Below are 20367 nucleotides of genomic sequence, written 5' to 3' on the forward strand. Positions count from 1 at the left end.
GTTAAAAAATCACAAGTAACCGGGCAGCGGTTTGCCGCCGAAAAAGACCGTACCGGCGTTGAGGTACGAGAGATCGCCCATAAAGGCGTGCTGGGTGATCACCATGGTGTCGCGGACAAAACGCTGCAGCGGGCTGGAGAGCGTGACGCCGCCCATGCCGTTCAGCGCCAGCGCCTGACGCGCTACGTCGGCGGCGACGCGGGTGACGTGGGTCGACGAGAGTCTGAGCGCATTAATCTGCTCGCAGCTCGCGTCGTCCCCGGCCAGCAGGCTCTGCCAAACGTCGTCGATGGCTTCGTAGAACCAGGCGCGGGCGGAGCGCAGTTCGGCTTCGCAGCGGGCAATTTGCATCTGCGCCTGCTGGCGGTCGGCCAGACGCGGCGCGCCGGTCACCGACTGCTGACGATGGGCGATGGCGTAGATTTCGTTGAGCGCCGCGCGGGCCACGCCGAGTGCCACCACGGAGAGCACCTGGGTCGCGAGCGACAGCACCGGATAGCGGTACAGCGGCCCCTCGAGATTCAGCACCCCGCCGCGAATGAAGGTCCACTCGTGAGGGACGAAAACATCGTTGACCACCAGATCGTGGCTGCCGGTTCCGGCGAGGCCGACCGTGTCCCAGACGGGATCGATCTGCACGCTGGCCCGTGGCAGAACCGCCATGCGCGGCAGGGCCTGATCGGCGTCCGGCAAAATTCCGACGCCCAGCACCGAGGCACCCATGCTGCCGCTGGCAAAGCTCCAGCGTCCGCTGACGCGGTATCCGCCGTCGGCCTGAGTGGCTTTTTGCGTCGGGAAGATCCCGCCCGCAAAGACCACGTCCGGCCCGTCGCGGTAGAGCTCCTGCAGGGTGTCAGGCGGCAGCGCGCCGAGGTAAAACGGGCTCATGCCGAAACTCGCCACCCAGCCTGCGGAGCCGTCGGCAGTGGAGATTTGCTCCACCAGCTCGCAAAACTGCGCCGGGGAGCATTCGTCGCCGCCGTAGATTTTCGGCACCAGCGCGCGGTAGACGCCCACCTGTCTGAAACGGGCGATGATGTCGTCAGAGATATGACGTTGATGCTCAAACTCCCGGCTGCGAGCCGCGACATCACTCAGAAGCGGAACAAGTTCTTCACGAACAGGAATGGCAGACATGGCGTCCTCCGAAAAGGGTTGTGCGGTGTGCGCAAGGCGAGCGCGGCCGCAATGAGTCGTACTCACTGAGTCATCGGGTAAGAAAAACGGGAATTACGCTTGTCGTCGGCCCGTGAGCCACTCGACGGCCTGCACCAGCAGCCCGTCGTGGCCTTTGGCGGCAATCAGCTGGAGTGAAACCGGACGCCCGCGCAGTTCAGCCACAGTAAGCGTGATGGCCGGATGACCGCTGAGGTTGAACGGCCTGACCAGCCGCGTGAGGTTGACCACGCCGAGCGGATCGGCGGCTTCCTCGAGCGTCGGCGGCAGTTCCGGCAGCGTCGCCAGCGCCAGCAGCGGGGTTTTTGCTAGCAGTGCGTCGACCTGCGTGGTGAAGGTTGCGCGTATCTGTTCGGCGGTATCGAGCGCTTCGGCGCTGACGTCCGCCCCGGCGCGGATACGCGAGGCGACGTCTGGAGAAACCTGATTGCCAGCCAGCAGCGGGCTGAACGCCTGCCAGTTTTCGTGGCTGATGAGGGTTAAGCCTGCCCGGTGGGCATCATTGAGATTCGGGAGCTGCGCCTGTTGCGGCGTCACGCCCTGCTGTTCAAGGAAATTGAGAAGCGTTGCGTCGATGTCTTCTGACGCGGCGGAGATAAACGCCATCGCCGGAAGCGCGTCCAGCGGCTCGCCGACGGATACGGAAAGCCGGGTCATCGCCTGGCGTAATACCGCGGCGTCGCTCGCAAAAACGCCGACACAGTCGAGAGAGCTTTGGGCAGGCATCACGCCGTCACGGCTGAGCACGCCGAAGCCGGGTTTGAATCCGAGAATTCCGCAGCAGGCGGCGGGCATTCTGACGGAGCCGCCGGTGTCGGTGCCCAGCGAAAAATCGACGTCACCGGAGGCGACCACGGCGGCAGAGCCGCTGGACGAGCCGCCCGGAATCAGCGCCGGATAGCGCGGGTTGACCGGCGTGCCGCTCCAGGGATTAATCCCGGTGACGCCAAACGCCAGCTCATGCAGCGTAGTTTTGCCCGTCAGCTGGCAACGTTTTTCGAGTAACGTCGATACGACGCTGGCGTGTTGCCCGGCAACCGGGACATCTGCCAGCGCCGGACAGCCTGCGCGGGTCTGATGCCCGGCGACGTCCAGGGTGTCTTTCACCGCGAATCGCAGGTCGCCCTCGCCGAGGACGAATTGCTCAACGTAACCATTGCTCTCATAAACTGGCTTCATGATTGATACCTTAACCAGAAAAAGTGAATCATATTCAGGCTGGCAGTCACTGCTGCCTTTTTGTCCTGACTAACGTTAGGTCAATCATGGAAGAATTAGATGAAAATTCAAGTAATCTTTCACGTTAATTTTACGCTGACGCAACATTTTATTAACCTTTAACTCTGCAAGGTTACTGATTCAGGATGATGAAAAATAAGACAAAACGGCGGGAACGGGAAAGGGATGCCGCCCTGAGAACTCAGCGCGGCATAAGCATTTTATTAGTGAAATTACAGAGAGTTAGAGAGAAAGACTACGGAGTTCACAAATTTGTCATCGGATAATTTGACCTCACAGTTCGTTGAGGTTATCCAGTACTTTGGCGAGTGAAAGATTCATCTTATCGACCTGCGACACACTCATCCCTTTGAAGCCTTTTTCGAACACTTTTTCGGTCAGGGCGTAGGCTTCTTCCACTTTTTTCAGACCGGCCTCCGTAAGCATCACTTCGGTGACGCGCGCGTCCTGTTCGCTGCTGGCGGTGGTCACCAGACCGTCATCGCGCAGCCGCCCGACGATTTTGGTGATGGTCGGCATTTTCGCCATCGCGTATTCAGAAATTTGCGAAATGCTGGCTTTACCGTACTGGTGCGTGACCATCAGCACCCGAAAGCGAGACACGTCCAGCTGGGCTTTTTTCAGTGTGATTTCCATAATTTGCGTGTAGCGCGCATAAACATTCACGATCCAGTAGAACGGAAACGCTTCGCGATGAAAGGCGGGATCGTCAGGTGCGCCGTCCGGGGTATTTTTTAGAGTTGTCATGCGTTTCCTTACCAAAAAGAGCGTCAGAGTGAACGATTATACCCCGCGATCCGGCGGCGACTAAGCCTATCTGAGAGCGTGCTGAAACGTATAAGAGATCCCGATCGCATTATGATTCAAAATTGCTGGCTGATTAACAATTACGTATCATTTTTTACACATTGCATTGACGATTGCGGTGGCTATTTTCTATACGTTTAGCGGACCTGTACGACAATTCTATACCCTAAATAATTCAAGTTGCAGGAAGGCGGCAAGGGAGTGAATCCCCAGGAGCTTACTCAAGTAAGTGACTGGGGTGAACGAGCGCAGCTAACGCACCTGCAGCTTGAAGTATGACGGGTATAATAATCGCAATGTGGAGCATTTCATGAACCAACGTTCTTCTGTGGAGCAGACGCGCCCGCCGTCGTCTGCGCCCGACGCTCTGGACCCTCGCCAGCAGGCCGTGATCAAAAAGCTGTTCCGTCGGCTGATTGTATTTTTATTTATTCTGTTCGTTTTTTCCTACCTCGATCGCATCAACATTGGCTTTGCCGGTCTGACGATGGGCAAAGATCTGGGCCTGACCAGCACCATGTTTGGCCTCGCCACCACCCTGTTCTACGTGATGTACGTGATTTGCGGCATTCCGAGCAACATCATGCTGAGTATCGTCGGCGCGCGGCGCTGGATTGCGGTGCTAATGGTGGTGTGGGGCATCGCCTCCACCGCCACCATGTTCGCCACCGGGCCGAACAGTTTGTACGTCCTGCGCATGCTGGTCGGGATCGCCGAAGCGGGCTTTTTACCGGGCCTGTTGCTCTACTTAACCTACTGGTTCCCGGCCCATTACCGCGCTCGCGCCAACGCGCTGTTTATGATTGCGATGCCGGTGACGATGGCGCTCGGATCGCTGGCTTCCGGCTACATTCTCAATATGGACGGCCTGCTGAATCTGAAGGGCTGGCAGTGGCTGTTCCTGCTGGAGGGCTTCCCGTCCGTGCTGCTCGGTCTGGTGGTCTGGTTCTGGCTGGATGACAGCCCGTCGAAGGCCAAATGGCTGACCGAGGATGACAAAGCGTGCCTCGCGGAGATGCTGGAAGCGGATAAAATCGCCGCCAGTAAAACCCAGCTGGAAGCGAATACCCTGCCCCAGCGCAGCGTGGCGCGCGAACTGTTCACACCGATTATTATTCTCTACACGGTGGCCTATTTCTGTCTCACCAATACGCTGAGCGCCCTGAGCGTCTGGACGCCGCTGATCCTGCGCAGCTTCAACGAAACCAGCAGCAACGTCACCATCGGTTTGCTGAGCGCCATTCCACAGGTGTGTACGATTGTGGCGATGGTCTGGTGGAGTAAACGCTCCGATCGCCTGAACGAGCGCAAAATCCACACCCTGCTGCCGTATCTCTTTGCCGCCGCAGGCTGGATGTTAACCGCCTCGAGTACCCATGCGATGCTGCAGTTTACCGGCATTGTGATGGCGTCGGCAGGCGCGTTTGCGGCGATGGTGATCTTCTGGACCACGCCGGACCGCTTTATCTCTCTGCGCGCTCGCGCGGTGGGGATCGCGGTGATCAACGCCACCGGGATGACCGGGGCGGCGCTGGGGCCGCTGCTGATGGGCTGGATGAAAGACGTCACCGGGAACTTCAACGCCGGGATCTTTATGGTGGCCGGATTCCTGGTGCTGGGCGCGCTGATTATCGCCCTGATCCCGATGAGCAAAACCGCTGTGCAAAAAGCTGCCGCCCCACTCTCGACTTGACTTATTATGTAAAAAAGATACTTTTCAGGACATGAAGAAAATCCTGATTATCGTCCCTGACGGCGGCATGTTGTTCGAAGCCGCCGGTATCGCAGACATTCTGATGCAGGCCAACCAGCTCCATCCGGAAGGCCTCGCCCAGCCTCGCTATCGCATTATTATCGCCACCACCCAGCCGCATCAGGTGATCCACGGCCAGTCCGGATTAAACCTGCTGGCGGACTATCGCCTGCCGGAGCTGGATCCGCGTGAACCGCTCGACACCATCATCATTACCGGTCGCGGGATGAACGAGCTGGAGAGCACCGCGGTGGTGGACTGGCTGCATCTGGCCGCCCCGCACGCCCGGCGCATCGCCTCGATTTGCGGCGGCGCGTTGCTGCTGGCGCAGAGCGGTTTACTCGACGGTCGCCGCGCCACCACTCACTGGCGGCTGCTGGAGACGATGCAAAAAACCTGGCCTGCCATCAAAGTCGAAGGCGGCCCGCTCTATATTCAGGACGGTCCGATCTGGACCTCTGGCGGCGTGAGCTCGGGGTTTGATCTGACGCTGGCGCTGGTCGAAGAGGATTACGGTTTTAGCCTGGCGCGCGACGTGGCCCAGGATCTGGTCATGTACCTGCGCCGCCCCGGCGGGCAGCTGCAGTTCAGCCGCTACAACCTGCACCAGTCCAGCAGTTCCGGGCCGATCGGCGAACTCCAGACCTGGATTTTGAACCATCTCACGGACGATCTTTGCGTCGAAAAACTGGCGGAACAGGCGGCGATGAGTCCACGCAATTTCACCCGCGTCTTTACGCGCGAAACCGGGGCGTCCCCGGCGCGTTACGTGATGGAAGCCCGCCTCGCCGCGGCCCGTCAGCTGCTGGAGCAGACCAGCGAACCGCTGGAGCGCATCGCGGAGCAGAGCGGGTTTGGCACCAGCATCAACCTCAGGCGCGTGTTTGAGAAACAGCTCCACCTCACTCCCGGCGAGTATCGCCAGCGCTTCCACTGCCGCAAAATGGCGTAATGTGATCCTTTTTTGTCATTTACGCCAACCGGCCTGACGCCTACAGTGACTCCAGACACCACAGTTAAGGAGTGCATCATGGTTAAGGTCGGTATTAATGGTTTCGGCAGAATTGGACGCAACTTCCTGCGCACTGCCCTCGGCAATCCGGACATTGAGATCGTGGCGATTAACGATCTGACGGACAGTAAAACCCTCGCTCATCTGCTGAAATACGACTCCCTGCTCGGGACGCTGCCGGTGCCCGTAGAGGCTGCCGAGAATCATCTGCAGGTGGATGGCAAACGGATTACGGTCTTCAGCGAGCGCGACCCGGCGAATATTGCGTGGCGCAGCGTCGACGTGGATGTGGTGATTGAGGCCACCGGTTTCTTCACCGACCGCGAGAAAGCAGCGGTGCATATCACCAGCGGCGGTGCGAAACGGGTCATCATCTCCGCGCCGGGTAAGAACGACGATTTGACGGTGGTGATGGGCGTGAACCATCAGCTGTACGATCCGGCGCAGCATTTTGTGGTGAGTAACGGGAGCTGCACGACCAACGGTCTGGCCCCGGCGGCGCAGGTGCTGCATCAGCACTTCGGCATCGAGCATGGCCTGATGAACACCACTCACGCCTATACCAACAGCCAGGCGCTGCACGACCAGCCTGAGAAAGATCTGCGCGGTGCGCGCGCGGCGGCGCTGTCGATTGTCCCTTACTCCAGCGGCGCGGCAAAAGCGCTCGGGAAGGTGATCCCAGAGCTCGACGGGCGTCTGACCGGGTATTCATTGCGCGTCCCGGTGCCGGTGGTATCGATTGTCGATCTGACGGTGACCCTGAGCCGGGAGGTGACGGTTGAAGAGGTGAATAACGCGTTTCGTGAAGCGGCGTCTTCTGGGCCTCTGAAAGGCATTCTGGGGTACAGCGATGAACCGTTGGTCTCGAGCGATTATCAGGGCGATCCGCGCTCATCAATTATCGACGGGCTTTCTACGCTGGTGATTGGCGGGAATATGGTGAAGATCCTCGCATGGTATGACAACGAGTGGGGCTTCTCGAACCGCCTGGTGGATTTGGCGGTGCTGATGGATGAGAAAGGGGTGTAAACAGAAAAGCCGGGTGGCGGCTGTGCCTTACCCGGCCTACGTTTTGATTTTGTAGGCCCGGTAAGCGCAGCGCCACCGGGCGAATTCAGGCTCGGGTGCCAGCCAACATGTCGGGTGGCGGCTTCGCCTTACCCGGCCTACGTTTTGATTTTGTAGGCCCGGTAAGCGCAGCGCCACCGGGCGAATTCAGGCCTGGGTGCCAATCAACATGTCGGGTGGCGGCTGCGCCTTACGCGACCTACATTTTGATTTTGTAGGCCCGGTAAGCGAAGCGCCACCGGGCGAATTCAGGCCTGGGTGCCAATCAACATGTCGGGTGGCGGCTGCGCCTTACCCGACCTACGTTTTGATTTTGTAGGCCCGGTAAGCGCAGCGCCACCGGGCGAATTCAGGCTCGGGTGCCAACCAACATGTCGGGTGGCGGCTTCGCCTTACCCGACCTACGAAATCGCAAAATCCATGAACCACACTATTGCGCTTTGACGCGTACCCCCATCAGCACAATCACCATCGCGGAGACCAGCAGCAAGCCGCTTCCGGCGAACACGCCGCTTGCACCGTTGAGGTCGAACACTGCCCCGCCGCCTGCGGCACCCGCGCCAATCGCAAATTGAATCGATGCCACCAGCAGGCCACCCGCACTTTCAGCTTCGTCTGGCACGGTGGTCGCAAGCCAGGTTGACCAGCCCACCGGCACCAGGCCGAAGGCGAAGCCCCACATCGCGACCAGCAATCCGTCGAGCATCGCCAGATGACCGAACGCCACCATGGTCAGCGCCAGCACGCCCATCACGAAAGGAACCAGCGCCAGGGTCAGGCGTAAGTTTCGTGCCAGCAGGTGCCCGGCGATCGAGGTGCCGACAAAGTTAGCGAGGCCAAAGCCGAGCAGGATCAGCGAAATGCTCTCCACGCTCGCCTGCCCGACGGTTTCGAGGAACGGTCGCAGATAGGTGAAGAAGGCAAAGTGGCCGCTAAAAATCAGCACCGTCGCCAGCAGGCCGCCGATCATCCCCGGACGGCGCAGCACACGCAGCAATGTCCCGAGACTGCCGCTACTTTCCGGTTTCATCGACGGAAGCACCCACAGCTGCCAGAGCAGCGCCAGCATGCTCGGCAAAATGCAGAGGATAAAGACGTTGCGCCAGCCGATCAGGCTGCCGAGATAGCTGCCGAGCGGTGCGGCCACAACAGTCGCAATCGACACGCTGGAGAAGATGATCGCTAGCGCTTTCGGCACGTGCTGCGCAGGCACCAGACGCATCGCCGTGGCCGTCGACATCGCCCAGAACCCACCGATGGCGACGCCCAGCAGCAGGCGGCCCATCAGCAGCACCTGCAAATTCGGCGCGAAGGCCACCAGCAGGCTGGAGATAATCTGCAGCACCGAGAAAAACATCAGCACCCAGCGGCGGTCGATACTTTTGGTGGCCGGGGTGATGAGCAGCCCGGTCACCAGCGCCACCAGCGCCGTCGCGGTCACCGCCTGCCCGGCCATCCCTTCGCTGACGCCGAGGCTTGCGGCCATCGGCGTTAACAAACTGGCGGGTAAAAACTCCGCCGTGATCAGGCCAAACACCCCCAGTCCCAGTGAATAGACCGCGCGCCAGGCGGGTCTGGCGGGCGCTATGGCCTCGCTTGCCGCGATACTTGAATTCATCTGTTGCTCTCCAGTTAGAAAAATGTGACAAACATCGCAAAAGCATAGAGTGTTCCCCGTGGACGATCTATGACATATAATCTCCACTTATTGATAATTCGTCCGGAGTTGTGCCGATGACCGTTCAGTCGCCCGATTTAATCAGTGAGCTTTTACGTGGAATGCGCCTCTCCGGAGTGAAATATCGCCGGATTGAGGCCAGCGCCCCTTTTGGCGTGGCGTTCAGCCAGGCGCCCGGCAAGGCGCAGTTTCATTTCGTCAGCCACGGTTCGGCGGTGCTGCGCATGGAGAGCGGCGCGGTGTTTAACCTCAGCAGCGGCGATGCGCTGTTCATCCCCAACGGCAATGCCCACGCCCTGCTGTCGGACGAAAACGCCTGCGTCACGCCGGTGTCGGCCTTCCCCAGTGAGCCGATTTGCAACTCCGTGTGCGCCATCACCTGCGAGCCCTGCCCGGAAAGCGCACACACGGTCATATTCAGCGGATGCATGGATTTTGAACTCGGCGGGATGCAGCCGCTGATCAAAGCGATGCCGGAAGTGATGATGGTCAGCCGTCTGATGTCGACCTGGCCGGAGATCCACCCGCTGCTGGCGGCGATGGAGCGGGAATCCATGACCCGCCAGGTCGGTTTCGCCGGGATCCTGGCGCGCCTCGCCGACGTGGTAGCGGCGCTGATCGTCCGCGGTTGGGTGGAAGCCGGCTGCGGAAAAGCCACGGGCTGGGTACAGGTGCTGCGCGACCCGCGTCTGAGCCGCGCAATTTACGCCATGCATCAGCAGCCGGGCGTCAACTGGAGCGTGGCGGAGCTGGCGAAAGAGGCCGGAACTTCGCGTTCCGTGTTCGCCGAGCGGTTCTTATCAGCCACCGGCACCACGCCCGCTAAGTATCTGAGTGAACTGAGAATGCGCCTGGCGATTCAGTATATTCGACATGAGCATCAGGCGATTGAGACGGTGGCGCTGCGGCTGGGATATGGATCGCTGGCGGCCTTTAGCCGGGCGTTTAAGCGTATTGTCGGCCATGCGCCGGGCACGCTGCGGGAGACCAGCCAGACCCCGGAAGAGGTCTGACCGGCGAGGCGTCAGAAATAATATTTAAAGCGCACGCGGCCACCGTAGCGGTCGTCGTTATTCCCGTCGCCGTCGTTCGGATGCGCTTGCACCCAGGAGGCGTAGGCCCCGAGATAGATATTAAAGTTCTTCATTTTCATCACGTTCGGGATGAGATACGACGCGTGAATGGTGTGGATATCGTAGTCGCCCGGATCGGTTATCCAGCAGTCGTTGTCGCAGTTGTCGAAGACATTCGCAGAGTTGAATTTATCCACCTGGTTGTGGGCGTAGATGTAGCCCAGCTCGAAGTTATGCCACAGGGCGTTAGTCCCGGCGGTGAAGTCGGTTTCATCCGTGGCGTCCATGTAGGCGGTGTTAAGATTCACCACCACGCCCTCTTCCGGATCGGTTTTTTGCCCGTTCCAGGTCATCGTCAGGCCATACCCGGTACGATCGGACTGATCGACCCACTGCCCGGACGCATCGCGATAGCCGTAGGCGTTGTTGACGAGGTTGCTCTCCATCGCCACCGCCGTGGAGAAGCGCCCGCTCTGCCATGAAATCACCGGACGCACGTACGCGACGTTTTTGTCGTTATCGAGATCGACGCCGTGATACTGCTTATCGACGAACAGCGTGCTGCCGTTTTCCAGCAGGGTGTTGACCTCAAAATACCAGTTATCGAGGGTTTTACTCATCAGGAAATTGCCGCCGCTGTCGCTACGGCCTCGGCCCTCTTTCATCATGTAGATATAACCGTAGCCGTCGCTGTAGAGATCGTTGGCGGTATTCCCGGAGTACTCAATAAAGGTGTCCTGGTTCAGCGGGAACATATCGTAGGCTTCGAAGCGGCCGACTTTAATCTTCCAGTTATTTTCGTTGCCGAAGAAGAACACCGCATCATCGAGATTCATTTTACCCGTCAGATCCGCCAGCGGCTGGACGGAGAATCCGGCGAAATTACCGTCCTCCATTCGGCGATATCCATCAAACCCTAACAGCAGACGGCCGTTAATATCCCAGCGTTCATTATTTCCCGATGCCCAGTCCTTGTTAGCACTGGTTTTAATCGAGGTTAATGCGCCACTTCGGCTGGCGGCATCCATATTAAATTCGACGTCGCCATAAAATTTAATATCCCCATAGCCCGAGAGCGTGAGTTTGGGTAATGCGGCGGCGCTCACCGGCTCGGCGGACTGCACCGCCACGGTCGGCTGATTTTTTGCCGCCACGGTTTGGTTTTTCTCTAATTGCTCAATTTGCGCCTCGGCCTTTTCTGCCCGGCTTTCGGCTTTTTCCAGACGCGCTTCCAGCTGCGCGAGTTTTTCTTCCAGATCGGGGGAATTCTGTGCGGCATTGATCCCAGCGGAACAGAGCGCGCCGACGGCCAAAACAATAAGTTTTATTCTCATGGATCCCTTCCTGATAAATTATTATGACATTCCTGAACAGCTTCGGTATTTCGCCTAATCAGGGCGGCGGGTTCCATTACGTTTTTTCACCTGTTGATTATGATTTTTTATTTATGTGATCGTGAAGAAGCCTTTAGTGAGAAATTCAATAACGGAGCACGCGCGAGATCACACTTATAATTACAGCAACCCATAACGAAAAATAAAAAATATAATTACGGCGCCTATAAATATTTAAAATTAATAAACCAAGTAAATCTATTAACGTTAAATATCCGTTTATCCTGATACGGGTAAAGAGTCTGGAACTGTGAAAAATGGGAGGTTCGACACGCGAAACCCGTCAGATTCGTCTAAGGTTTTCAGGTGATTGACGGCAGCGGCGACGCTGCTCGCGAATAAAAAGGAGAAGACCGATGACGAGAACCGAGATGCGCCGTCCCGCACCGCTTGCGCTGCGCGTGGCATTAGGGTGCGCGCTGCTGAGCGTCGCTGCACTGAGCGTTGCTGATGAGTTACCTTCTGGGCAAAAACAGTCGCCAGATATTTTGCTCGGCCCCCTGTTTAGCGACGTGCAAAGCGCCAAACTGTTCCCCGATCAAAAAACCTTCGCTGATGCGGTACCGAAAAGCGATCCGCTGATGATTCTGGCGGATTATCGTATGCAGCATCAGCAGCGCGGTTTTGACCTGCGCCACTTCGTGGAGGTGAATTTCACCCTGCCGGGCGAAGGCGAGAAGTACGTTCCCCCTGCCGGACAGAGCCTGCGCGAGCATATTGACGGGCTGTGGCCAGTGCTGACGCGTACCACCGATAAGGCTGACAAATGGGATTCCCTGCTGCCGCTGCCGAAACCTTACGTGGTACCGGGCGGGCGTTTCCGCGAGGTCTATTACTGGGACAGTTACTTCACCATGCTGGGGCTGGCGGAGAGCGATCACTGGGACAAAATCAGCGATATGGTGGCGAACTTCGGCTATGAGCTGGACAACTTCGGTCATATCCCCAACGGCAACCGCAGCTATTATCTGAGCCGCTCCCAGCCGCCGTTCTTCGCCCTGATGGTCGAACTGCTGGCGACGCACGACAAGGACGCGCTGAAAACTTATCTGCCGCAGATGGAAAAAGAGTACAGCTACTGGATGGAAGGCGTGAAGACGCTGCAGCCCGGTCAGGCCAACAAACGAGTGGTGAAACTGGATGACGGATCGATTCTGAACCGCTACTGGGACGATCGCGACACGCCGCGCCCGGAATCCTGGCTGGATGATGTCAACACCGCCAAAAATAACCCGAACCGCCCGGCGACTGAGATCTACCGCGACCTGCGCTCCGCCGCGGCGTCCGGCTGGGACTTTAGCTCGCGCTGGATGGACGATCCGCAAAAACTCGGCACTATTCGCACCACCAGCATTGTGCCGGTGGATCTGAACGCCCTGCTGTTCAAGATGGAAAAACTGCTCGCCAAAGCTTCTCAGGAATCAGGGGATACAGAGCGAGCTAACCGCTATGAAGCGCTGGCCAGTGCGCGACAAAAAGCGATTGAGAGCCATCTGTGGAATGACAAAGAGGGCTGGTATGCGGATTACGATCTGAAGAGCAATAAGGTGCGCAATCAGCTGACCGCCGCGGCCCTGTTCCCGCTGTATGTCAACGCGGCGTCCAAAGAGCGGGCGGATAAGGTGGCAAGCGCTACCGCCTCGCGCCTGTTGAAACCGGGCGGTGTCACCACCACCACGATTAACAGCGGGCAGCAGTGGGACGCGCCAAACGGCTGGGCACCGTTGCAGTGGGTAGCCGCCGAAGGGTTGCAGAACTATGGTCACAAGAAAGTGGCGATGGATGTGACCTGGCGCTTCCTGACCAACGTGCAGCACACCTACGATCGCGAGCAGAAACTGGTGGAGAAATATGATGTGTCGACCACCGGGACCGGCGGAGGCGGCGGCGAGTATCCGCTGCAGGACGGCTTCGGCTGGACCAACGGCGTGACGCTGAAGATGCTGGACCTGGTGTGCCCGAAAGAGAAACCGTGCGACAGCTTGCCGGCGACGCAGCCGGCGGCGAATGATGATGTGGCGCCGGTGGAGAAGAGTGCGGCTAAGTAGGAGTTGTGCGGTCTGATGCCCTCACCCCGGCCCTCTCCCACGGGGAGAGGGAGAAAAGCAAGCGAGTTCCCTCTCCCACAGGGAGAGGGTTAGGGCGAGGGGAAAACTCAGAAGCTATAACTCGCCCCCACCTGCACCGTGCGATCCCGCCCAATCCAGCAGTTGGTCGCGTCGTAGCAGGTGAAGGTCTCTTTGTTGGTGATGTTCTGCGCGCTGGCTTTCAGGGTCAGCCCGGCCAGCGACGGCATGATTTCACCCATCTGATACGAGGCGGCCAGGTCGTACTGCGTCGTGCCACCCAGTTTGCCCCGATCGTTGGTCGGCGCGATCTCCATCGGACCGGTGTAGCGCGCCCCTGCGCCGAGGTTCAGTCCTTTCAGCGACGTGCTGTCGAAGGTGTAATCCCCCCAAAGATTAAAGGCGTTTTCCGGCACCTGCGTCGGGCGTTTGCCTTTGTACTTCTCATCTTCGGTGTTTATCGCGTGGGTGTAGGCGTAGTTGGCAATCAGCGTCAGGTTATCCGTTGGACGGCTGATGGCCGACAGCTCTGCCCCTTTCGACTCCACTTCGCCAGTCTGGCGATAATTGAGGAAGCCCGGATCGGTAGTGACCACGTTTTTCTGGCGGATGTTAAACACCGAGGCGGTAAAGGTGGTGGCGTACTCCTCCAGCAGGTATTTCACCCCGCCTTCCACCTGTTTGCTGGTGGTCGGTTTCACATCTTTCGCCGTCAGCGTGCCCTGCGGCGAGACCGGCGCAAAGCCTTCGGAGTAGCTGATGAACGGTGAAATGCCGTTTTCGAAGGCGTACAGCGCCCCCAGACGTTTGGTGACGCGATCCTGCGACACCCAGGCTTTATCACCGTTTTGCAGATAATCGGTAGTGACTGAACGGTAGTCGTCGTAGCGCAGACTGCCGAGCAGGTTCAGGCCGCCGAATTCAATCTGGTCCTGCAGGTAGTAGCCGTTTTGCTGATAGCTCAGGCGGTTTTTCTGCGCGGTGTAGAGACCGAGCGCCCCGTCGTTAACCTGCGAGTAGTCCGGGTCGCGCATGTCGATGCCCGGCGTGTTCGACGCGTAGCGATAGTGGAAGTGCGAGTTCAGCTTCTGATAGTCAAACCCCGCCAGCAGATGATGTTTCCAGTCGCCCAGCTCAAGCGTTTTGGTGATCTGGTTATCGATATTAAAGCTCTGTAGATCTTCATCGGTGGTGTAGGCAAAGCGGTTCAGCTCATAGACTTGTGCGCCCGGCCCGGTGGAGTAGATGCTGCGCTGGTGCGTGTCCACGTCGAAATAGCGCGCTTTCTGGTTAAAGCCCCAGCCGCTGTCGAACTCGTGTTCAAAGCTGTAGCCCAGCATCCACTGGCGCTGTTTGAAACCGCTCCACTCGTCGCCCGCATAATCGCGGCGATCGGCATATTTCGAGCGCAGGTAAGAGAGCGGCAGCGGGTTAGACGGCGTCAGGCTCGGGGAGTTTTGCGCCAGCGCGTCAAGGGTCAGGCGCGTTTTGCTGTCCGGCTGCCAGGTGACGGACGGGGCCACCAGATAGTTTTCCGTGCGGGTGGTGTGCGGCTGATCGTCGCCCTCCATCGCTTTACCCAGAAGACGGTAGTTCCAGTCGCTGGTGGCGATCTGCCCGGTGGAGTCGAGATACCCCTCTTTCAGGTTACGCGTGCCGGTGTTAAAGCCCACTTCCGTCTGCGCCGCTTTTTGCGGTTTTTTGCCCTGAATATTGACCAGCCCGCCCGGCGAGCCGCCGCCGTAGAGCACGGAGGCCGGGCCTTTAAGGATATCGACGCTCTCGATCAGCAGCGGGTCGATGCGCGCTTTGGTGTTCCCGGTGACGTTGTACGGCAGCTGCAGGCCGTTGTAATACTCCTGCTCGACGGTGAATCCGCGAATTTTATATTCGCTCATGTAGGAGGTGTTGCCGCGCACTTCCGTCGACACGCCAGGGGCATAGCGCAGGATTTCGTTGACCGAATTCGCGTGGCGCTGTTCGATCTCGGTGGCGGAAATGGTGTTGATGACCTGCGGGGTTTTACTTTCGGCCACCGCTGATTTGGTGGCGCTGTTGGTCCACTCCGGGAGCGCGCTACCCTGCTCTGATCCGGTCACGACTATCGTGGATTCTTCCGCAAACGCACAGGTTTGCAATGCCAGTGAAACGGCTCCTGCCAACGCACATACTGCAAAACGCGAGGTGTTCATATTGTCGTCTTATTATTAGATGATACAAAGAACGACAATTATTCTCATTTCGATTAACAAAGCAATATGGGGGCAAAAAAAACGGCCCTCAGTGAGAGCCGTTTCGCTGTTTATGCCCGTCTGAGCAGGCGGAAAACCGCCAGGACGACGATTGCGCCCACGACGGCCACCAGGAAACTGTGCAGATTAAAGCCGCTGACGCTGCCACCGACGCCAAACATGGTCGCCAGCCAGCCGCCGACTACCGCACCGATGACCCCCAGCACGCAGGTCAGAATGAAACCGCCACCATCACGTCCCGGCATAATGAATTTTGCGATAACGCCGGCGATAAGACCAAAGACAATCCAGGCGATGATACCCATTGCGATGCCCTCTTGCAGATGAAATGCATGCGCTGAAAATGTTTCGCGCAAGTGACTTAAGTATAGGTCACCGCGCTAAAACCGTTTTCTTCTCACCGACTTAATTACCTCTCAATTTTGAAAAAAAATCACCGGTTTGTATTAAGTTCCGCTCACCATTGCCGATACTTCTGGGACAGTCCGTCAGACAATCGAGGAGCCATTCGGCGTGAGTAATTACAGTGAGCAGTTCCTGAAGCAAAATCCGCTGGCTGTATTAGGTGTATTACGCGACCTGCACAAGGGCGAAGTGCCTGTGCGCATCAGTTGGGCTACAAATCAGTTCATCAGCAGGATCCTGGAAGCGACACCGGAGCGTCTGGTGATTGACCTCGGCAGCCAGGAGTATGAGAACCGGGCGGTACTGCGCGCGAAAAACATCTCCGTGCTGGCAGAAACCAAAGGGGCGAAGGTTGAATTTGTCCTGCCGCATGTGGAACAAGGCGATTATCTCAATCTGCCGGCGTTTATTACTCCGCTGCCGGACAGCCTGTGGTTTGTCCAGCGCCGGGAGTATTTTCGTATTAACGCCCCACTGCACCCTTCCTATTTTTGTAAGGCCAAAATGCCGGACAAAAAAGAGATCCGCTTTCGCCTCTTCGACCTGTCACTCGGCGGGATGGGCGCACTGATGGACACACCACGACCGGACGGACTGGTTGAAGGGATGCGTTTTTCACAGATTGAACTGGATATGGCTGGCTGGGGACGTTTTTACTTTGACGCGCAGCTGATTGCGATCAGCGAACGCAAGGTGGTGGACAGCAAAAATGAGACCATTACCACACCGCGGCTGAGCTTTCGCTTTTTAAATGTCGGGCCTGGGGCTGAAAGGGAACTGCAGAGAATTATTTTCTCGCTGGAGCGAGAAGCACGGGAGCGCGCGAATAAGGTGCTCTGAAACGCGCCGGACAGCGGCTCGCTGCCCGGCTACGGCATTACATGGCGTCCATCGCTTTCTGCACTTTCCAGATATAGCGTGGAGCCTGTGGTGCCGGGTGATTGTTCACCACATGCTCAAAGAACTCGTCTTTGTCCATGCCGTTAATCTCACTGATGGCCTTTTTGCGATCCGACGAGAAGGTGCGCAGTAACGCCCCCGCCCCGTTCACGTACGACACCACCAGCGCATACTGCATCACTTCCGGATCTTCGATGCCTTTCAGCACCCCGTGTTCCAGAATGCTCAGATAGGCGGTCCCCATGGAGATATTGCGCTCCGGGTTTTTCAGCTCACTGGTGGACGGCTGCCCGCTCCAGCCCATGTAGCGGTAAACTTCGCGCCCGGCGGTGGAGGCTTTCAGCTGCATCAGGCCCACCGCATTGGATTTGCTCACCAGCGTCGGGTTGCCGCCGGATTCGACCGCAATGATCGCCGTCACCAGACGCGGACTGACGCCCCATGCCTTACCGGCCTGTTCGCTGATCGGCATCCACTGCATCGCGCGTTTAACCGGCACTTCCGGGTTCCACGGCGGATTTTGATAATCCTGTTTTGAACTACAGCCCGCCAGCAATACAATCAAAAAAGCAAACCATCTCAATTTCACGTCATCTATCCTTATAGCCGATCATCGCGGTTAAGCATCCGCCCCTTGAAGCAGACCGCATACAGGCGGCATGATATAGGCATTTAGTTTCTCATTCAGCAAGGATTTGCCATGTCTCAGTTTCATCTTGTTGCCCCGTCCGGGTACTGCATTAACCAGGACGCCGCCCGGCTTGGCGTGCAGCGCCTGGAAGCGTCCGGCCACAGGGTCGCTAACCAGACGATTATCCCCCGCCGCCTGCAGCGTTTCGCCGGATCTGAACAGCAAAGAGTGGCTGATATCAACGACCTGGCCACCCTCGAGGGGAAAAACCAGATTATTCTGGCGGTGCGCGGCGGGTACGGCGCGAGCCGCTTACTGGACGCGATCGACTGGGACGGACTGGCCCGACGTCAGCAGCAGGACCCGCTGCTGATTTGCGGTCACAGCGATTTCACGGTGATTCAGCTCGGGCTGCTGGCCCTGCATAACGTCATCACCTTTAGCGGCCCGATGCTGGCGGGGAATTTCGGCGCGCCGGAGCTGAATGCCTTTACCGAAGAGCACTTCTGGCGCGCGCTGCAAAACCCAACGTTTAGCGTCGAGTGGCAAGGCGATGGCCCGGCGTGTGAGACCCAGGGACAACTGTGGGGCGGCAATCTGGCGATGCTGGTGTCGCTTGTCGGCACGCCGTGGCTGCCTAAAGTCGACAACGGCATTCTGGTGCTGGAAGACATCAACGAACATCCGTTCCGCGTCGAACGTATGCTGTTGCAGCTGAAGCACGCGGGTATTCTCGACCGTCAGCGCGCCGTGGTGTTGGGCAGTTTCAGCGGCGCGACGCCGAACGATTACGATGCGGGTTATACGCTTGAAACGATGATCGATTATCTGCGAACGCGCGTGGATATTCCGGTCATCAGCGGGCTGGCGTTTGGTCATGAACAGCAGACGGTGACGCTGCCGCTTGGCGCTCAGGCGACGCTTTCGCACTCGCAGGCGGGAAGCCGGTTAACTCTGAGCGGTCATCCTGTCTTAAAGGCATAAAAAAGCCGTATTTCCACCTCAATAAAACGCTGTTTCTGTCGTTAATATGATAGGGTTTTAGTAACAGTCACAACATTGAGGTGGGAGTAAGACAACATTGGATGCCGCAGCGATAATCAGTCTTTTCATTCTGGGTTCAGTATTAGTAACCTGCAGTATTTTATTAAGTTCATTTTCTTCGCGTCTCGGCATACCTATCCTTGTTATCTTCCTGGCCATCGGCATGCTCGCGGGTATCGACGGCATCGGCGGTATTCCATTCGATAATTATCCCTTCGCCTACATGGTGAGTAACCTCGCGCTGGCGGTCATTTTGCTGGACGGCGGGATGCGCACCCAGGCCAGCTCCTTTCGCGTGGCACTCGGCCCGGCGCTGTCGCTGGCGACCGTTGGCGTTCTGATTACTTCCGGCCTGACCGGGATGATGGCCGCCTGGCTGTTTCATCTGAATATTATGGAAGGCTTGCTGATCGGCGCCATTGTCGGCTCGACCGATGCGGCGGCGGTCTTTTCTCTGCTCGGCGGTAAAGGGCTGAACGAACGCGTTGGCTCGACGCTGGAGATTGAATCCGGCAGCAACGATCCGATGGCGGTGTTTCTCACTATCACGCTGATCGAGATGATTCAGGCGCACGAAACCGGCCTGAGCTGGATGTTTGCCTGGCATATTCTCCAGCAGTTTGGCCTCGGGATTGTGATTGGCCTTTCCGGCGGGTATCTGCTGCAGCAGATGATTAACCGTATCTCCCTGCCTGCCGGGCTGTATCCGCTGCTGGCCCTGAGCGGCGGGATCCTGATTTTCTCCCTCACCACGGCGATGGACGGCAGCGGTATTCTCGCCGTTTATCTCTGCGGCTTCCTGCTGGGCAATCGTCCGATCCGCAACCGCCACGCCATTTTGCAGAACTTCGACGGCCTGGCGTGGCTGGCGCAAATCGGCATGTTCCTGGTGCTCGGACTGCTGGTGACGCCGTCGGATCTGCTGCCGATTGCGATTCCAGCGCTAATTCTTTCGGCGTGGATGATCTTCTTCGCCCGTCCGCTGTCGGTGTTCGCCGGGCTGCTGCCGTTCCGCGGGTTTAACCTGCGCGAGCGGATATTTATCAGTTGGGTGGGCCTGCGCGGGGCGGTGCCGATCATTCTGGCGGTCTTCCCGATGATGGCCGGTCTGGATAACTCCCGCCTGTTCTTCAACGTCGCCTTCTTCGTGGTGCTGGTATCGCTCTTGTTCCAGGGGACGTCTCTCGGATGGGCGGCGAAAAAAGCCAAAGTGGTGGTGCCGCCGGTTGGGCTGCCGGTTTCACGCGTCGGGCTGGATATTCATCCGGAAAACCCGTGGGAGCAGTTTGTTTATCAGCTGAGCGCCGATAAATGGTGCGTGGGCGCGTCGCTTCGCGACCTGCATATGCCGACGGAAACGCGGATTGCGGCGCTGTTTCGCGATAACGCCCTGCTGCACCCGACGGGCAGCACCCGCCTGCGCGAGGGGGATATTCTCTGCGTGATTGGGCGTGAAACGGATCTGCCAGCGCTCGGGAAACTGTTCAGCCAGTCGCCGCCGGTGGCGCTGGACCAGCGTTTCTTCGGCGATTTTATTCTGGAAGCCAACGCGAAGTTTGCCGACGTGGCGTTGATTTACGGCCTGGACGAAGGGCTGGAGTATCGCGATAAGCAGCAGACGCTGGGCGAGATTGTGCAGCAGTTGTTGGGTGCGGCCCCGGTCGTGGGTGACCAGGTGGAGTTTGCCGGGATGATCTGGACCGTCGCCGAGAAAGAAGATAACGCGGTGCGGAAAGTGGGTGTGCGTCCGATGGAGGATGAGCCGGAGTAGGTTTATTGCCGGGTAAAGTGCGGTCTGGTGCCCTCACCCCGGCCCTCTCCCACAGGGAGAGGGGGAAACCAGAACCGTAGGCCGGATAAGGCGAAGCC

16 protein-coding genes are annotated in these 20367 nt (G+C 58.2%); 8 read left to right on the top strand and 8 right to left on the bottom strand.

Features of this window, described 5'->3' with window-relative positions; all coding sequences use genetic code 11:
* Positions 1-9 precede the first annotated feature (9 nt).
* From QQF33_RS14145 to QQF33_RS14155, 3 genes are all read right to left on the bottom strand, one after another.
* The gene (locus tag QQF33_RS14145) at positions 10-1137 is read right to left on the bottom strand and encodes an acyl-CoA dehydrogenase family protein (protein WP_285157997.1); all 1128 of its coding nucleotides are present in this window, start codon (positions 1135-1137) and stop codon (positions 10-12) included.
* Positions 1138-1230: 93 nt separating this feature from the next.
* Positions 1231-2355, bottom strand: coding sequence for an amidase (locus tag QQF33_RS14150; protein ID WP_285157998.1), 1125 nt, complete (start codon positions 2353-2355; stop codon positions 1231-1233).
* A 333-nt stretch (positions 2356-2688) separates the two neighbouring features.
* The gene (locus QQF33_RS14155) at positions 2689-3162 is read right to left on the bottom strand and encodes a MarR family winged helix-turn-helix transcriptional regulator (RefSeq protein WP_282494580.1); all 474 of its coding nucleotides are present in this window, start codon (positions 3160-3162) and stop codon (positions 2689-2691) included.
* Between the two features lie 370 nt (positions 3163-3532).
* On the opposite strand from QQF33_RS14155, the gene hpaX reads away from it, so the two are divergent.
* The 3 genes from hpaX (at position 3533) to gap (ending at position 7016) form a co-directional block, all read left to right on the top strand.
* A complete protein-coding gene (hpaX, locus tag QQF33_RS14160; protein ID WP_285149016.1) occupies positions 3533-4915 on the top strand; it encodes a 4-hydroxyphenylacetate permease in 1383 nt (460 codons plus the stop codon).
* A 31-nt stretch (positions 4916-4946) separates the two neighbouring features.
* Entirely contained in the window at positions 4947-5927 is a 981-nt protein-coding gene (locus QQF33_RS14165) for a GlxA family transcriptional regulator (protein ID WP_285157999.1), read from the top strand.
* 78 nt (positions 5928-6005) lie between these two features.
* Complete coding sequence (gene gap / locus QQF33_RS14170; protein ID WP_285158000.1) at positions 6006-7016, top strand: type I glyceraldehyde-3-phosphate dehydrogenase; 1011 nt, start codon at positions 6006-6008, stop codon at positions 7014-7016.
* 469 nt (positions 7017-7485) lie between these two features.
* Here the strand turns inward: gap and QQF33_RS14175 are convergent, their stop codons facing one another.
* Entirely contained in the window at positions 7486-8673 is a 1188-nt protein-coding gene (locus QQF33_RS14175; RefSeq protein WP_285149018.1) for an MFS transporter, read from the bottom strand.
* A gap of 116 nt (positions 8674-8789) precedes the next feature.
* Here QQF33_RS14175 and QQF33_RS14180 point away from each other — a divergent pair, with 116 nt between their 5' ends.
* Positions 8790-9746, top strand: a complete 957-nt coding sequence (locus QQF33_RS14180; RefSeq protein WP_282494585.1) for an AraC family transcriptional regulator — start codon at positions 8790-8792, stop codon at positions 9744-9746.
* 11 nt (positions 9747-9757) lie between these two features.
* Here the strand turns inward: QQF33_RS14180 and QQF33_RS14185 are convergent, their stop codons facing one another.
* The gene (locus tag QQF33_RS14185; protein ID WP_285158001.1) at positions 9758-11140 is read right to left on the bottom strand and encodes a carbohydrate porin; all 1383 of its coding nucleotides are present in this window, start codon (positions 11138-11140) and stop codon (positions 9758-9760) included.
* Between the two features lie 416 nt (positions 11141-11556).
* Here QQF33_RS14185 and QQF33_RS14190 point away from each other — a divergent pair, with 416 nt between their 5' ends.
* Positions 11557-13248, top strand: a complete 1692-nt coding sequence (locus tag QQF33_RS14190; protein WP_285158002.1) for an alpha,alpha-trehalase — start codon at positions 11557-11559, stop codon at positions 13246-13248.
* A 107-nt stretch (positions 13249-13355) separates the two neighbouring features.
* Here the strand turns inward: QQF33_RS14190 and QQF33_RS14195 are convergent, their stop codons facing one another.
* Both QQF33_RS14195 and QQF33_RS14200 read right to left on the bottom strand, forming a co-directional pair.
* Positions 13356-15458, bottom strand: a complete 2103-nt coding sequence (locus tag QQF33_RS14195) for a TonB-dependent siderophore receptor (RefSeq protein ID WP_285158003.1) — start codon at positions 15456-15458, stop codon at positions 13356-13358.
* A gap of 110 nt (positions 15459-15568) precedes the next feature.
* Complete coding sequence (locus QQF33_RS14200) at positions 15569-15823, bottom strand: GlsB/YeaQ/YmgE family stress response membrane protein (RefSeq protein WP_282494590.1); 255 nt, start codon at positions 15821-15823, stop codon at positions 15569-15571.
* A gap of 208 nt (positions 15824-16031) precedes the next feature.
* On the opposite strand from QQF33_RS14200, the gene ycgR reads away from it, so the two are divergent.
* The gene (ycgR, locus tag QQF33_RS14205; RefSeq protein WP_282494591.1) at positions 16032-16763 is read left to right on the top strand and encodes a flagellar brake protein YcgR; all 732 of its coding nucleotides are present in this window, start codon (positions 16032-16034) and stop codon (positions 16761-16763) included.
* 37 nt (positions 16764-16800) lie between these two features.
* Here ycgR and emtA read toward each other — a convergent pair whose 3' ends face one another.
* Positions 16801-17412: a membrane-bound lytic murein transglycosylase EmtA gene (emtA, locus tag QQF33_RS14210; protein WP_285158004.1), complete on the bottom strand. Its 612-nt coding sequence runs from the start codon at positions 17410-17412 to the stop codon at positions 16801-16803.
* Between the two features lie 111 nt (positions 17413-17523).
* Between emtA and ldcA the strand changes: the two genes are divergently transcribed.
* Together ldcA and QQF33_RS14220 are read left to right on the top strand one after the other, a co-directional pair.
* Entirely contained in the window at positions 17524-18438 is a 915-nt protein-coding gene (ldcA, locus tag QQF33_RS14215) for a muramoyltetrapeptide carboxypeptidase (protein WP_285158005.1), read from the top strand.
* 97 nt (positions 18439-18535) lie between these two features.
* Positions 18536-20269, top strand: coding sequence for a potassium/proton antiporter (locus tag QQF33_RS14220; protein ID WP_285158006.1), 1734 nt, complete (start codon positions 18536-18538; stop codon positions 20267-20269).
* Positions 20270-20367 lie beyond the last annotated feature (98 nt).

Origin of the sequence: Lelliottia wanjuensis, from assembly GCF_030238365.1 — a bacterium.
Lineage (GTDB): Bacteria > Pseudomonadota > Gammaproteobacteria > Enterobacterales > Enterobacteriaceae > Enterobacter > Enterobacter wanjuensis.